The following is a 13,954-nucleotide window of genomic DNA, read 5'->3' as shown; positions in this document are numbered from 1 at the left end:
TTTCGGCGCTCGTCAACCTGGCGCCGGCGCCAAGCGACCAGCCGCGCGCGGCGCGCGCAGGCATCAGCGAGTGGCGACCGGCGATCAGCAGCAGAGCGAGGATCGCCATCGCTGCTGCGCGCGCCGCCACCAGCGGCAGCAAGCCGGCGTGCGGACCGATGCGAGCAACGCAGACCAGGAACCAGCCGACCACGAGACCGGCGAGACTCGCCACATAGAGCGTCTTCATGAGGTGTGCGCGCGTGTGGCCGGCACTTCCTTCGTTCGCGAGCGACAACAACGGCAGCGCACCGAGCCCGACCGCGATCCCGAGCCACTGTGCGAGCGACGGTCGCTCGCCCGAGAACAGCCCCACGACCACCGGCACGATGAGCCCGAGCGTGCACAACACCGGCGAGGCGAGGCTCACGGGCCCCAGCGCGAACGACTTGTAGATGAGTGTGGCGCCGGCCGCCCCACACACTCCGGCCGCGAGCGCCCACAAATAGTCGGACTGCGTCGGGGTTCCATGCGAGAATGGCAACGCGACGAGCAGCACCGCGATGGCACCCAGTCCCGAGAAGAACGTGACGCGCATCGCCCGATCGCGGCGCGCGGCGAGCCCTCCGACCAGGTCGGCGGCGCCGAACAGCACCGACGAGCACACCGCTCCCGCGATCGAGAAGTTCACTTGCGGCGGCGGGTGGCGCGCGCCGACGCGGGCGAGTCTTCGACCAACTTCGCGGGCGCTGGCACCTGCGCGGCCGCGAGTCGCCACTGATCGTCCGCATGGCGCGCACGTCCGTCCTGCTCGAGCTTGAGCAGATGCGCGAGCAACGAGCGCTCGGCGTAGCTCCAGAGCTCGCGGGGCGTGTCGGCGTAGGCGACTTCGACCAGCTCTGACAGCGTGGCGCCCGAGTCCTGCGTGAGCGCTTCGAGGGAGGCGAACACTTTGCGCTCGCGCTCGAGGCGGTGCTCGATCAACTGACGAATGCGTAGCTGTGCCGCGCCGTGCGGTCCGCCGTGTCCCGGGAACAGTGTGGTGACCGGCAGTGCACGAAGTCGCTCGAGCGATCGCAGGTAGTCGCCCATGTCACCTTCGGGCGGATCGATGATCACGGTGCCCTTGCCGCCCGGAATGTGATCGCCGGTCAGCAGCGAGCCGGTGCGGCGGTGGAACAGACTGATGTGTCCGCGGGTGTGACCCGGCGTGTGCAGCACTTCGAGGTTCCAGTCACCGCCGACGCCGGGCAACAGCGGAATCACTTCGCTGTCCTTCACGAGCGCGTCGACCTTCAAGTGACGCGCGGTCTCGGCGTGCGCGAACACGGGCACCTTGAAGCGCTGGCGCACCGCGGCGAGTCCGGCAATGTGATCGGGGTGATGGTGCGTGAGCACCACCAGCTTGAGCTTGCGCCGGTCCTGCACCAGCGCATCGATCACCGCGAACAACTGCCGCAACGACTCGGGATCGTCGCTGCCGGGATCGACCAGCGCCATCTCGGGCTCGCCGATCAGGTACGCGTTGGTGTGGGTCGCGGGCGGCAGCGGACGCGTGAGCTGCGGCACCATGACGATGCCCCACTTGAGCTCGATGCGCTGGACCGGACGCTCCATGGTCTCGGCGCTCTCCGCGATCAACTCCTCGATACCGGCGTCGCCGTGAGCGAGTGCGACCAGCGTGTAGAGGATCGGGGCGGCGAACGTCTCGTCGCCTCTCTGCCAGCGCCCCAGTGCTTCGACCGGGGTGATCCAGTCGCCCTCGACCAGCTCACCCACGCGGATGTCGGCGTGCTGACCCGCGGGCATGCGCGCGAGGAAGTACGGCGACTCGAAGCGCACCGGCGCGAATGGCGGCGTGATCCAGCGGCCGACGCACGTCAGCGCGTCGGCGCGGAATCGCCAGCCGTGTTCGCGCGCGAGTTGCACGAAGCTCGCCTCACCGACGAGCAGTCGCGTGCGCGCCTCGGCGAGTTGCTCGAGCGTGCCCGGATTGGCGACGCCGATCAGCACGCCGGCCTCTTCGAAGGTCTCGCGAATCGCGCAGGCACGCTCGAGCGCGTCGGTGCCTTCGGCCCCTTCCACCACGAGTTCGGCGTCTTCGGCATCGACCGAGCCGCCGATGAACGCGCGAAACCCGGGCATGAACGACAGCGTGTCGGCGCGCTTGACCCAGAAGGTCTCGAGCAGGTGTGCGGCGCCGCGCACCAGCACCACGACGGCGGCGGCGCGGTGTCGGGTTGCGAGCGGTGCGCCCGGGGCGTTCATGCCGCGCAGACTACGCGCTCTTGAGTGCCACGTCCTGCAGGGCGCGCCGCAACAGCTCGAGTCCTTCGTTCAGCTCCGCCGCGGTGACGTCGAGCGGCGGGCGGAAGCGCAGACTGTGCGTGCCGCAACCCAGCACCACCGCGCCGAGTTCGTACATGCGCCCGCGTACGGCGTTGCGCATCTCTCCGTCCGGCAGATCGATCGCGCACATCAAGCCCCTGCCGCGCGTGTTGCTGAGCACGCCGGGCAGCTCGGCCTGCAGCTTGTGCAGACCCTTCATCAGCTCCACGCCGAGGTTCGCCGCGTTCTCGACCAGCTTTTCGTCGTGCATGATTTCCAGATAGCGCGTGCAGCGCACCATGTCGACCAGATTGCCGCCCCACGTCGAGTTGATGCGGCTCGACACCTTGAAGACGTTCTGCGGTTCGTCGTCCAGATGCCCGCCACCCATGAAGCCACACACCTGGGTCTTCTTGCCGAACGCGAGCAGGTCGGGGCGCACGTCGTCGTGCTGGTGCGCCCACATGAGACCCGTCAGGCCCATGCCGGTCTGCACTTCGTCGAAAATCAGCAGCGCCTGGTTCTCATCGGCGAGCGTGCGGAGTGCTCTCAGGAACTCGGGGCGGAAGTGATGATCGCCGCCCTCGGCCTGAATCGGCTCGATCAGGATCGCGGCGATGTCGTCGCGGTGCGCCACGAATGCCGCGCGCATGGCGGCCAGCGATTCGGCCTCGGCGCGTGAGACGCGCTCCAGCTCGGCCGCGTCGATCGGGAAGCGCAGCACCGGACTCGGCACCCGCGGCCAGTCGAAGCGCGCGAAGTACTGGTATTTGTTCGGATCCGCGGTGTTGGTGAGCGAAACGGTGTAGCCGCCGCGCCCGTGGAACGCGTCCTGGAAGTGCAGGATCTGGTGCCCGCGCTCGGTCTTGGAGCCGTTCGCGAAGTTGCGGCGCACCTTCCAGTCCATCGCAGCCTTGAGCGCGTTCTCGACGCCGGCCGAACCGCCCGCGATCAGGAACAGATGCGGCAGGTAGCCGGGCATCGCATACCGTTCCCATGCGGCCACGAACTCGGCCATCTCGACGGTGTAGACGTCGGCGTTGCTCGGGTTGGTGAGGGCCGCGCGCATCAGCTTGGCGCGAAACGTCGGCTCCTCGAGCCCCGGGTGATTGAAGCCGACCGGCAGTGTGGCGAAGCACGAGAACAGGTCGAGGTACGAGCGCTGATTGCGCGCGTCCCACAGACGCCGGCCGCGGCTCTTCTCGAGATCCAGCACCATGTCGTAGCCATCGGCGAGCATGTGACGCGCAAGCGTGGCGTGCACGTCGTTGGCCGTGATCGCGGGCTTCGGGTTCGGAGTCATGGCTTCTCCTCGGTCACACCGGTCGGGACCAGGCTCTCTTCCTTGCTGGTCGAAAGCGCGATGACGGTGCGGGTCTGCCGAACGCCTTCGAGCGCGTTCAGCTGGTGAATGAGCAGGTGCTGCAGCGATTCCATGTCGCGCGTTCTCAGCTTGAGCAACAGCGAGAACTCGCCGGTGATGTGATGGCACTCGAGCACTTCGTCAAGGCTCAGCGCCCGCTCGATGAACGCGGGCTCGAAGCGCGGATGCTCGATGAACACTTCGACGAAGGCGGTGACCGAAAGCCCCAGGGCGCGTGCGTCCACCACCGCGGTGTAGCGGCGGATGAAGCCCGCGTTCTCGAGCTTGCGCAGCCGCTCGTTGACCGCCGCGGTCGAGAGTCCGACCCGGCGCGCGATCTCCGACTGGGCCATCTTGGCGTCCCGCTGAACCAGCAGCAGGATCCGACGGTCCTTGGAGTCGAGTGGCTGAATGGCATTCGTCGCTGCGAGCATGGGCAGTAGATTATTCGGTGAGTGTCTACTACGTCAACTATTATTCGGCAATGCGTGACTTTGTCTGAACCGTAGTCTGCTGAATGCCAGCTCTGCCATATCCGGTTCGGCGGGCAGCCTGTCGGGCCATCGACAGCCGAACGTGATACAGTGCTGCGCCTTATGGTGTTCGCGATCGATCTCGAGGGGGTGCTCGCACCCGAAATATGGCCCGCGCTGGGCGAGTCGTTCGGTCTGCCCGAGCTGTCGCTGACCACCCGAGACGAGGCCGACTTCGAGGCGCTGATGCGCCGCCGGGTCGCGGCCACGCGGGCCGCCCGCGTCCCGCTCGCCGAGTTGCAGCGGGTGGCGGGCGCCCTCGAGCCATTCCCGGGTGCTCGCGAGTTCCTGGCCAGCCTGCGTCAGCTCGGGCAGGTGGTGATCATCTCGGACACTTTTCACGAGCTGGGCGAGCCCATGGCGCTGCGCCTCGGCGGCCACAGCCTGTTCGCGAACCGCTTTCAGGTCGACGGCGACGGGCTGGTGGTTGGCTTTCGGCTGCGCATTCGGGGGCGCAAGGAGCGCATCGTGTCGGGCTTTCGCGCCGCCGGCTTCACGGTCGCGGCGATGGGCGACAGCCTGAACGACATGTCGATTCTCGCCAACTGCGACCACCCGCTGCTCTACCGCCCGGTGGCGGCTTTGAAGGAGCGGTTCCCCGACGCCCCGAGCACGGACAACCTGGACGACGCGCTGCGCATCCTCAGCGCCGCTGCCCGGTCGGTCGAAGCGACCGAGTAGCGTTCACTCGAGCAGCGCTTCCACAACCGCGACTAGAGCCGGCGCGCCCACTCGAGCAGTGGTGTGGCGGGCTCGAAGCTTTCGAGCAGCAGGTCCGCGCCGAGCGGCGCCAGGTATGCGCGATCGCGCTGGCCGGTGGCGACCGCCACCGCGTGCGCCCCGGCGGCACGAGCGCACGTGATGTCGTGCTCGGTGTCGCCGAGCACGATGCAGCGCTCCGGTGACACGCCGTGGCGATCGCGTGCGCGCTCGACTGCGAGGCGCGCCACCGCATCGCGGTTCGGGCCTTCATCGCCGAACGCGCCGAACGCGAAGCGATCGGTGAGCCCGAAGTGCTCGAGCTTGACGCGCGCCATCGGGCGGCTGTTGCCGGTCAGCAGCGCGAGCGTCCAGTCGGGCTCCGCCGCCACGTGATCGAGCAGTGCGACGACTCCCGGCAGCAGACGCCCGCGTTCGGGCGTGAGCAGGTGCTCCATGTGTGCGCTGGTGCGCTGCCAGAATCGCTCGGCCTCTTCGGGCGTCGCCGTCTCGCCGTGCTGCGCGAGCGCGTCTTTCAGGATGAGCGAGTCGGTGCGGCCGCCGAATGGGACGGTGGCGAGATCGTCGTCGATGCCGCGTTCCTCTCGCAGTGCGAGACGAAATGCCTCGCGCGCGGCGCCATCGGTCCACAGCAGCGTTCCGTCGATGTCAAACAGCCAGATCAAGGCTCTCGAAGCGGTTCCGTTCACGATTCTCCCGTGGTTGGTGCGCGGCGGGCCATGCTAGCATTTCGGCCTGCTCTCCCCTTCCTTCAGCTCGTTCGGACGCGACGCTCATTCCCGCCGCGCCGGTCCTCGAAGTCATCCGGAGGTGTTCGTGCGCCACACGTGGCTGGCGTCGCTGTTCGCGCTCGTGATCCTCGGCTCCTCGCTCGCTACCGTGCACGCCGCGAACGATGCGCCGCGACTGGTGGTTCCCGACGCACCGCAGCGCGCGACCATCGACTTCCGCTGGCGCTTCAGCGTGAAGATCGTGAACCCGCTCGAGTTCGGCCTCTTCGTCGACTCGCTGGTGTGCGACGTCCACGTACTCGATCCCGGCACCACTCGCACGCCGCGCGTCCGCCGCATGCCGCTCAATATCGCGATGCGCCAGCAGGCCACGGTGTCGGGTGGCGACAGCATCTCGTTCGCCTACAACGGCAATGCGGTGTGCGACAGCGCGCGACTGGTGTTGCGCATGAGTTCGCACCTGAGCAGCGGCAAGCGGCTCACCACCGAGCGCATCCTCATGATGCATCCGGGTCCGACTTCGCGGCAGAACCCGAGCCGCCTGGTGCGCGTCGCCGGTCAATCGATCGAGTTCGTGCAGATCGACGGCAGCGGCGGTGGATCGGGACTCGGACACGGCATCGTGATCGTGAGCGGCGACGACAGCCACGCGCGGCGCCTGCTCCCGACCGGCGCGAACCTGGTCGCGATGGGCTACTCCGTGATCCTCGTGAGCCCGCCGGGATTCGGAATGTCGAGCGGTGAACCGGACTGGGGTGGGCCGGTCACGCAGGCCGCGATCCGTGCCGCGCTCGACACGCTGCGCGCCACGCGTCACGTGAGTCCGCGGCGCATCGCGTTGTGGGGAATCGGCAGTGGCGCAACCGCGGCCGCGCGCGTCGCCGCCACCGACACGGCACTCGCGGCGGTGGTGCTCACCGAGGGCTACTTCGACTACGAGAGCATCTACACCGAGACCAAGTCGGCCGAGCTGCGCAAGGCGATCGATGCGCGCATCGGCGCGAGCAGCCCCGCGCGAAGGCTCGCCTCGGCGATCAACGACGCGGTCGGCATTCGCGCCCCGGTGCTGATCGTTCACAGCCCGATCGATTCGGTGGTTCCGATGTCGCAGGCGCAAACCTACGAAGCCGCGCTGCGCTCGACCAAGTCCGACGTGAAATTCGCCGAACAACTCGGCGCCGGACGCGGGGGCGTGATCGAGGATTCGAGCAGCTTCGCGATCGTTTTCATTCACGAGAAGATCGTCGCCCGGCGCTGACCTCGTGCTAGACTTCCCGCGTCCTTTTTCGACGCAGGAGGCTCGCATGCACCGTTTGCCCGCCACCCACACTCCGCGAGACGCGCGGTGGCGTGGGTCGCTGCTCGTCGTGTTCTCGTCACTGCTCCTGGGCTTTGCCTGGCTGCCGGCTTTCGCTGCGGAAAACCCCGACCCGCGCCTGCTGCGAGTGCGCGGCGATCGCGTGACCGCCGCACGGCTCTCGCAGCTCGGATTCGACGTGCTGCCCGCCCCGCGCCACGACGCGATCCTGGTGCTCGAGTGGCCGGGTGACGCCGAACGCCTCGCCGCACTCGGCATCGCCACCCAGGTCGAAGACGCGACCCCGGGCGCAACCCTGGGACATCGCACGCGTGCCGACTTCGCGCGGCTGAAGCGCCCGGCCGACAAGCTGGTCATGAGTGCCGCGCGTTCGGATGGCCAGTACCGCCTCGAAGCCGCACCGGCATTCGGCTTCGGCGGGCTCGGCGGCTTCTACAAGCTGGCCGAGATCAAGATGAAGCTCGACGACTGGGTCGCGAGCGATCCCGGCAATGTGATCGCCGACAAGGTCGACACGGTCGGCACCACGGTGATGGGGCGCCCGATCTGGGGACTCGCGATTCACAGCGCGTGGCCCGGACCGGGACCCGATCCGCGACCGGTGACGCTGCTGAGCGCGCTCACGCATGCGCGCGAGCCCGAAGGCATGCAGGCGATCGTTCGCTTCGTCGACGATCTGATCGCGCGCTACCCGACCGACGCGCACGTGCAATACCTGCTCGCGCATCGGCGGCTCTACGTGTGTCCGGTCGTCAATCCCGATGGCTACAAGTACAACGAGGATCGCTGGGTCGCGACCGGCTCGTTCAACTTCTGGCGGAAGAACCAGCGCGACAACAACAACAGCGGCACCTTCAACACCTCGACCGACGGCGTCGACCTGAACCGCAACTACCCCTACAAGTGGGGCCTCAACAACCTCGGCTCGTCGGGCTCGCAGAGCTCCGACACTTACCGTGGGCCTTCGGCGGGCTCCGAGCCCGAGACGCAGGCGCAGATGAATCTGGTGATCTCGAAGCAAGTGCTGACCGGCATGTCGTTCCACACTTACAGCGATCTGCACATCCATCCGTGGGGATGGACGCTGAATGCCACGCCGGACTCGCTGCTCTTCCAGCGCTGGACCGACGACATGACGATCGCCAACGGCTACACCGGTGGGCTCGCGCCGCGCTTCCTCTATGAAGTGAACGGCGAGTTCAACGACTGGTGCTACGGCGAGGTGGTCGCCAAGCCCAAGGGCTTCACCTGGACGCCCGAGGTGGGATCGCCCGAGGACGGCTTCTGGCCGCTGCCCTCGCGCATCACTCCGCTCGCCGACGAGAACCTGCGCATGTGCTACTACGTGCTCGGGATCGGCGGGCCCTACCTGCAGATCGATTCGCATACCGTCGAGGGCGGCTTCCTGCCCGCCGGGTTCTCGAAGCGGCTGCTGGTGCAGGCCACCAACGTCGGGCTCGCCTCGAGCGGCAGCGCGGTGACCGGCACGCTGAGCTCACTCACCGCGGGCGCCAACGTACTCCAGCCGGTGATGGACATCGGGATCGTCGCGAGTCTCGCAGCGACACCGCCCGGCATTCCGAGCACCGACTGGTTCCAGGTCTCGGTCGACGACACCGTCACGCCGGGACGCGCACTTCAGTTCGCGATCGCGTTCAGCACCTCGGACGGCGTGCTGTCGCGCGACACGCTCACCATCGTCTCGGGTGTGCCGACGATTCTGTTCGCGAGCCCCGGCGAAGACGGACTCGGCTCGTGGATCGCCAATGGCTGGGGGCTCGAGACCGGCCCGCCCGGCACCTACTTCTCGGATTCGCCGAACTCGTCGCATCCGTCGAACATGGACTTCCGGCTCCGCACGCGTTTTCCATTCGACCTGCGCAACGGCTTGCACGCCTGGGTTCGTCATCGTTCCAAGTGGGTCTACGAATCGCGCTGGGACGGCGGCCTGATCGAGGCTTCGTCCGACAGCATCAACTGGATCGCCCTGCCGTCGACCGCGGCGGTGCCGTCGCGTGGCGTGACGGGAGCCGCGATCCCCGCGGCGGGTCCGGTGATCCAGGGCTCGCGCACCCTATGGGCGGACGACTGGACCGATCTGTCGCTGTATGCCGGGAAATCCTACTCGGAGCGCGTGTGGGTGCGCTTCCGCAGCGTCTCCGACGGCAACACCAACAACGACGGGTTGAACCTCGACAACATCGAGGTCTACCTCTACGACCCCGCCGCGCAGCCGGGACCGACCGCAGTCGGCGACTCGCGTGCCGGCACGCTCGAACTCGCCGCACCGGCGCCGAACCCGGCGGCCGCGCGGGTTTCGCTCGCGTTCACGCTGCCGCAGGCGACCCGGGTGCGGCTCGAGATCATCGACCTGCAGGGCCGACGGGTGCGCGAACTGGCCAACGGCCACTACGACGCGAATCGCTGGGTGTACGGCTGGGACCTGCGCGACGAAGCGTCGCAACGGGTGCGGGCCGGCATCTATTTCGCGCGACTCGTGACCGACTCCGGGGTACGCACGCAACGCTTCGCCGTCATTCACTGAAGGAATCCGATCACGACCGAGTCCCCGCAACCCGCCATCCACTCCGGCGCGCGCGAGCCGTCCGCTTCGACGGTTCGCGCGCGTCCGCGTCTGCTGGTGGTGGGCCCGCTCCCCCCTCCGATCGGCGGGGTCGAGACCTTCACCCAGGCGCTGCTCGAATCTCCGGTGCTGGCGCGCTTCGACGTGCGTCACTGCGACATCACGAAGGGTCGCCCCAAGGACACGCAGGGTCGCTTCGACGCCGGCAACTTCGTGTGGGCGACGCGACACTTCGCGCGCATGTCGCGAGCGGTGACCGGGTTCGATCCCGACGTCGCCTACATCGCGATCTCGGGAAGCTGGTCGGGATTCCTGCGCGACGCCGGACTCGGCTGGATCGCGCGGCGATCGCGCGCGCGGGTGATCGGCCACCAGCACGCGGGCGACATCGCCGACCAGCTCGCGCGGCGTGGCCTCGGCGGACGACTGGTGCGCGGCGGCTTCGCCCAGTTCCATCGCCTGCTGGTGCTCGGCGAGCGCTGGCGTGCGCCGTTCGTCGAGTACGGGATCACGCAACCGATCGAGGTGTGCCCCTCGACCTTCCGCCGCGAAGTGCTGGAGCGGGCGGGAGACGCCATCCGGTCGCGACGCGCGGACACGCTGCCGCGGCTGCTGTTCGTCGGGCAGGTCGGTCGGCGCAAGGGCATCCTCGACCTGCTCGACTCGCTCGCACGCCTGCGCGCCAACGGGATCGAACTCTCGCTCACCGTGGTCGGGCCCGCTCAGGCGCCGGGCGAGCTGCAGCTCGCCTTCGAGCACGCGCAGGCGCTGGCGCTCGACACCGTGGCCTTCACCGGCCCGCTCACCGGTGAGCCGCTCTACGATCAGTTCCGGCGCCACGACGCGTTCGTGTTGCCGAGCTACAACGAGGGGATTCCCGCGGTGCTGTACGAGGCCGGTGCGTTCGGCCTGGCGGTCGTCACCACGCCGGTCGGCGGCATTCCCGATCTGATTCGCGATCAGGTGAATGGCCTGCTCGTGCCGCCCCGAGACGGAGCGGCACTCGATGCCGCGCTCGCGCGACTGGCGCGGGCTCCCGAAGAGCGCCTGCGCTACGCGCGTCAGCTGAACCAGGACATCGCGGCCTTTCATCCCGACCGGGTCGCCGAACGGGTCGCGAACGCGGTCGACGCAGAACTCGCACTGGCGAGCGGGCACTCCGCGCGATGAGCGGCCTCGGCTGGGCGCTCCGACGCCTCGGCGCCATGGAGCCGGGCGAGATCGCGACACGCACCGCACGCGCAATCCGTGAGCGGGTCGCTCCGCCCGCCTACACTCGATGGTCGCCGGGCGCCGCGTTCTCGAAGCTCTTCAAAGGCCGCGCCGGTGAAGCGATCGCCAGCTCAAGGTGGAGCCATGCGACGCGCGCGGGCCCGGAATCGCAGGCCGTGCTCGCCGATACGATCGCAGCCGCGCGGCGACTCGAGCACGGCCGCGCGACACTGTTCGGCGCCGAAGTCACGATCGGTGATCCGCCCGACTGGAATGCGGATCCGTTCGGCGCCGGCCGCTGGCCCGACGCGCCGAGTCGTTCGATCGACTATCGCCGCGGCGACGTGGCCGGCGGCGTCAAGGGGTGCTGGGAACTGGGCCGCGGCGCTTCGATGCTCACGCTCGGGCTCGCCGCGCGCGCGACCGGCGATCGCGCACTCGGCGCTCGCGCGCAACGGTGGCTCGAGGACTTCGTCGCGCGTCATCCGCTTGGGCACGGCATTCACCACACGAGCGGCATCGAGCAGGCGATCCGCACGCTGACGCACGGCGCCACACTCGCGCTGCTCGAACCGCAGTCCGACGCCACGCGACTCGCGCCGGCACTCGGACTGATCGCGCAGCAGGCGCTGCAGTGCCGCGATCACCTGAGCCTCGGCTCGAGTGCCAACAACCACCTGATCGCCGAGTACGCCGCCATGACGGTGACCGGTGCGGCGTTTCCGAGCCTTCGAAATGGCTCGCGGCTTTTGCGCGCGGGCCACCGCGGGCTGGTGCAGGAGACGCTGCGTCAGATCCACCCCGACGGTGTGCCCGCCGAACAGGCCTTCGGATATCTGCCGTTCGTCTGGGAGTTGCTGCTGACGAGCTTCGTGCTCGCCGATGCGGCCGGCTACGAGACCCCCGCCCCCGTGCGCGAGCGCCTCGCGGCCTCGCTCGAATTCGCGCGCGTGATGCGCCTCGAGGACGGCACGCTGCCGGGCATCGGAGACGAAGACGACGGCCGCATCCTGCTCGCCGACGAACGGGCGAGCCGTGTGGATCTGGTGGGCGCGGCCCTCGCCGCGTGGCTCGACGCGCCATCGCTCTCGGATCGCGCACCGGCGCTCGCCCAGGTGCTGATCGGGCGCACCCGGCCGGCCTCGAACGCACCGGACGGCCGCCACGAGTTCGCGGCCGGTGGCTACACCGTGTGGCGTCACGCCGGCACGGTGGTGACACTCGATCACGGGCCGCTCGGGCTCGGCCGCCTGGCGGCGCACGGCCATGCCGACGCGCTCTCGATCACCGTGACGCGTGGCCTCGATCGCGTGATCGTCGACCCGGGCACGTTCGCGTATCAGGAAGACCCCGATGCGCGCGATCGCTGTCGCTCCACCCCCGCTCACGCGACCGTTCACTTCGGCGGCCGCAGCCAGAGCCAGATGCTCGGCCCGTTTCTGTGGGGGCGGCGCGCGACCACGCATGTCGACGAGTGCGTGTGGCACAGCGGGGAGCGCCATCGGCGCGAATTGACCGTCGAGCCCGCGCGGCTGCGCTGGACCGATCACGTGACAGGACGCGATGCGCGGCTCTCGCTTCCGCTGGGCCCCGGCGCCACGGTTGCGCTCGACGGCACGCGCGTGCGCGTGCAGGTCGGCCGCACGGTCGCTCGCTTCGAAGCGCAAGGGCTCGAGCCGTGGCGGGTCGAAGCGGCGGAGTTCGCACCCGGCTATCGCCGTCGCGTCGCCTCGCAGCGCCTCGATGCCGCGTTCACCGGGTCCGAAGCGAGCGTCTCGATCGAGCTCGGCTCAGCGTGACGGTTCGTCGGGTCCGTGAAAGTAGAGATTCGCGCGACCCTGCTCCCACGGTCGGTACTCGAGCGTGAGGCGCACGCGCTCGATCGCGGTCGGGTGCGTGTAGAGCAGGAAGCGGACGATCGGCGCGGGCTCGGGATTCGAGCGATTCTGAGCCGCGAGTGCCAGGAACGTGCGCGCACCGGCGTCGGGATCGCGCGTCAGCTCGAGCGCGAACGCGTCGGCTTCGCGCTCGACGCGTCGCGAGAGGACGTTCGCGAGCGGCTGCGCCACCCATGCGCACAGCGAGATCGCGAACACCAGGAGCGGCAGCGAGGCGACGTCCGACAGCTCGCGAATGCCCCAGCGCTCGCCCCAGCGGCGGAGCGCGAGGCCGCACAGCGCGGCGAGCAGGGCACAGGCCAGCAGCGCCATCGCGAACGTGATCGCCATGCCCTTCCAGATGTGGCCGAGCGCGTAATGCCCGATCTCGTGCGCCATCACGAACGCGATCTCGTCCTCGGACATGCCGCGCAGCAGGGTGTCCCACAGCACGATTCGCTGCGAGGCGCCGAAGCCGTTCACGTAGGCGTTGTACTTGCGGGTCTGCTCGCTCTTGTCGACCACGAACACGCGGCGCGCCGGAATCTCCGCGCGCTCGGCGAGCCGCACGATGCGACGCTCGAGCCCGTGGTTTCCGAGCGGCTCGAAACGGTTGAACATCGGATCGAACACCAGCGGCTCGAGCAGCGCACCCGCGACCATGAGCGGTGCGGTCGCCACGCCGAGCCACAGCCACCAGCGCCGCGGACTGCGCTCGATGGTGCGATAGAGCAGCCACAACAGAGGGACCACGCCGAACAGTGCCAACTGGAATCCGGTCGACTTGAGCTGCTCGACGAACCACTCGAGCGTCGACTGATCGGTGAGCCCGAACTGCCGCTCGAGCGCGTGATCGACGTACCAGGTGACCGGCAGCGTCAGCGCTCCCGCCACGACCACGTAGAGCGTCAGCATCACCAGCACCCGAACCCAGCGCGAAGTGCCGAGGGCGTGTGCGACGTCCCGCATCGCGGTCGCGGCGCCCGAGAACAGCAGCAGCAGCGGCACCGCGAGCGCCCACAGCGGCCCGATGAGCCACATGAGCACGCGCAGGTTGGCGTAGGCACGCGTGTCGCCGACGAATTGCGCTCGCAGCTGCGCGATCGGGTCGAAGCGTGGAGGCGACGGGATCGCGAGTGCCGTCGAGTCGACCGTGGTCGAGTCGCGATCGATCGAGTCGCGTGCGCTCGAGTCGGCGAGTGCGGGGCGGTCGAGCACCGAATCGAACGGCGCCTGCGCGCGGACCGGCGCGGCGAGTCCGGAGGCGGCGAGCACGAGGCCGGCCGCCAGGGCCAGGATCCGGAGGCTG

Annotated in this window: 11 protein-coding genes; 5 read left to right on the top strand and 6 right to left on the bottom strand. The window is 68.9% G+C overall.

What is annotated here, in order from left to right; all coding sequences use genetic code 11:
* The 4 genes from HOP12_11105 to HOP12_11090 form a co-directional block, all read right to left on the bottom strand.
* On the bottom strand, nt 1-670 hold a 670-nt coding region (locus HOP12_11105), incomplete at its 3' end, for an EamA family transporter (protein ID NOT34702.1).
* Entirely contained in the window at nt 667-2,247 is a 1,581-nt protein-coding gene (locus HOP12_11100; protein ID NOT34701.1) for an MBL fold metallo-hydrolase, read from the bottom strand. The genes HOP12_11105 and HOP12_11100, both read right to left, overlap by 4 nt.
* 10 nt (nt 2,248-2,257) lie before the next feature.
* Nucleotides 2,258-3,610 (bottom strand): L-lysine 6-transaminase, encoded by a 1,353-nt coding sequence (locus tag HOP12_11095; protein ID NOT34700.1) that lies wholly within the window; start codon nt 3,608-3,610, stop codon nt 2,258-2,260.
* A complete protein-coding gene (locus HOP12_11090; protein NOT34699.1) occupies nt 3,607-4,104 on the bottom strand; it encodes an Lrp/AsnC family transcriptional regulator in 498 nt (165 codons plus the stop codon). Before HOP12_11090 ends, HOP12_11095 begins: the two co-directional genes overlap by 4 nt.
* 150 nt (nt 4,105-4,254) lie before the next feature.
* On the opposite strand from HOP12_11090, the gene thrH reads away from it, so the two are divergent.
* Nucleotides 4,255-4,884: a bifunctional phosphoserine phosphatase/homoserine phosphotransferase ThrH gene (thrH, locus tag HOP12_11085; GenBank protein NOT34698.1), complete on the top strand. Its 630-nt coding sequence runs from the start codon at nt 4,255-4,257 to the stop codon at nt 4,882-4,884.
* 32 nt (nt 4,885-4,916) lie between these two features.
* Here the strand turns inward: thrH and HOP12_11080 are convergent, their stop codons facing one another.
* Nucleotides 4,917-5,588: an HAD hydrolase-like protein gene (locus HOP12_11080; protein ID NOT34697.1), complete on the bottom strand. Its 672-nt coding sequence runs from the start codon at nt 5,586-5,588 to the stop codon at nt 4,917-4,919.
* 151 nt (nt 5,589-5,739) lie between these two features.
* Between HOP12_11080 and HOP12_11075 the strand changes: the two genes are divergently transcribed.
* The 4 genes from HOP12_11075 to HOP12_11060 all read left to right on the top strand — a co-directional run bounded on the left by HOP12_11075 (nt 5,740) and on the right by HOP12_11060 (nt 12,567).
* On the top strand, nt 5,740-6,912 hold the full coding sequence (locus HOP12_11075; protein ID NOT34696.1) for a prolyl oligopeptidase family serine peptidase: 1,173 nt from the start codon (nt 5,740-5,742) through the stop codon (nt 6,910-6,912).
* Between the two features lie 46 nt (nt 6,913-6,958).
* Entirely contained in the window at nt 6,959-9,517 is a 2,559-nt protein-coding gene (locus HOP12_11070; GenBank protein ID NOT34695.1) for a T9SS type A sorting domain-containing protein, read from the top strand.
* A gap of 99 nt (nt 9,518-9,616) precedes the next feature.
* Entirely contained in the window at nt 9,617-10,726 is a 1,110-nt protein-coding gene (locus HOP12_11065) for a glycosyltransferase family 4 protein (GenBank protein NOT34694.1), read from the top strand.
* On the top strand, nt 10,723-12,567 hold the full coding sequence (locus HOP12_11060) for an alginate lyase family protein (protein ID NOT34693.1): 1,845 nt from the start codon (nt 10,723-10,725) through the stop codon (nt 12,565-12,567). The genes HOP12_11065 and HOP12_11060 overlap by 4 nt, the downstream gene beginning before the upstream one ends.
* Here the strand turns inward: HOP12_11060 and HOP12_11055 are convergent.
* Nucleotides 12,559-13,920 carry a M48 family metallopeptidase gene (locus HOP12_11055; protein ID NOT34692.1) on the bottom strand — a complete coding sequence of 454 codons (1,362 nt, stop codon included), beginning with the start codon at nt 13,918-13,920 and terminating at the stop codon, nt 12,559-12,561. The two genes, HOP12_11060 and HOP12_11055, sit on opposite strands and share 9 nt — an antisense overlap.
* Nucleotides 13,921-13,954 lie beyond the last annotated feature (34 nt).

The sequence above is a fragment of the Candidatus Eisenbacteria bacterium genome (genome assembly GCA_013140805.1).
Lineage (GTDB): Bacteria > Eisenbacteria > RBG-16-71-46 > RBG-16-71-46 > RBG-16-71-46 > JABFRW01.
This window is presented reverse-complemented; position numbering and strand designations above follow the sequence as displayed.

Bases quoted from the DNA above. Each gene is read 5' to 3' on its own strand.
- HOP12_11100 (NOT34701.1), bottom strand. From the start codon at position 2,247: ATGAACGCCCCGGGCGCACCGCTCGCAACCCGACACCGCGCCGCCGCC.
- HOP12_11095 (NOT34700.1), bottom strand. From the start codon at position 3,610: ATGACTCCGAACCCGAAGCCCGCGATCACGGCCAACGACGTGCACGCC.
- HOP12_11090 (NOT34699.1), bottom strand. From the start codon at position 4,104: ATGCTCGCAGCGACGAATGCCATTCAGCCACTCGACTCCAAGGACCGT.
- HOP12_11070 (NOT34695.1), top strand. From the start codon at position 6,959: ATGCACCGTTTGCCCGCCACCCACACTCCGCGAGACGCGCGGTGGCGT.
- HOP12_11060 (NOT34693.1), top strand. From the start codon at position 10,723: ATGAGCGGCCTCGGCTGGGCGCTCCGACGCCTCGGCGCCATGGAGCCG.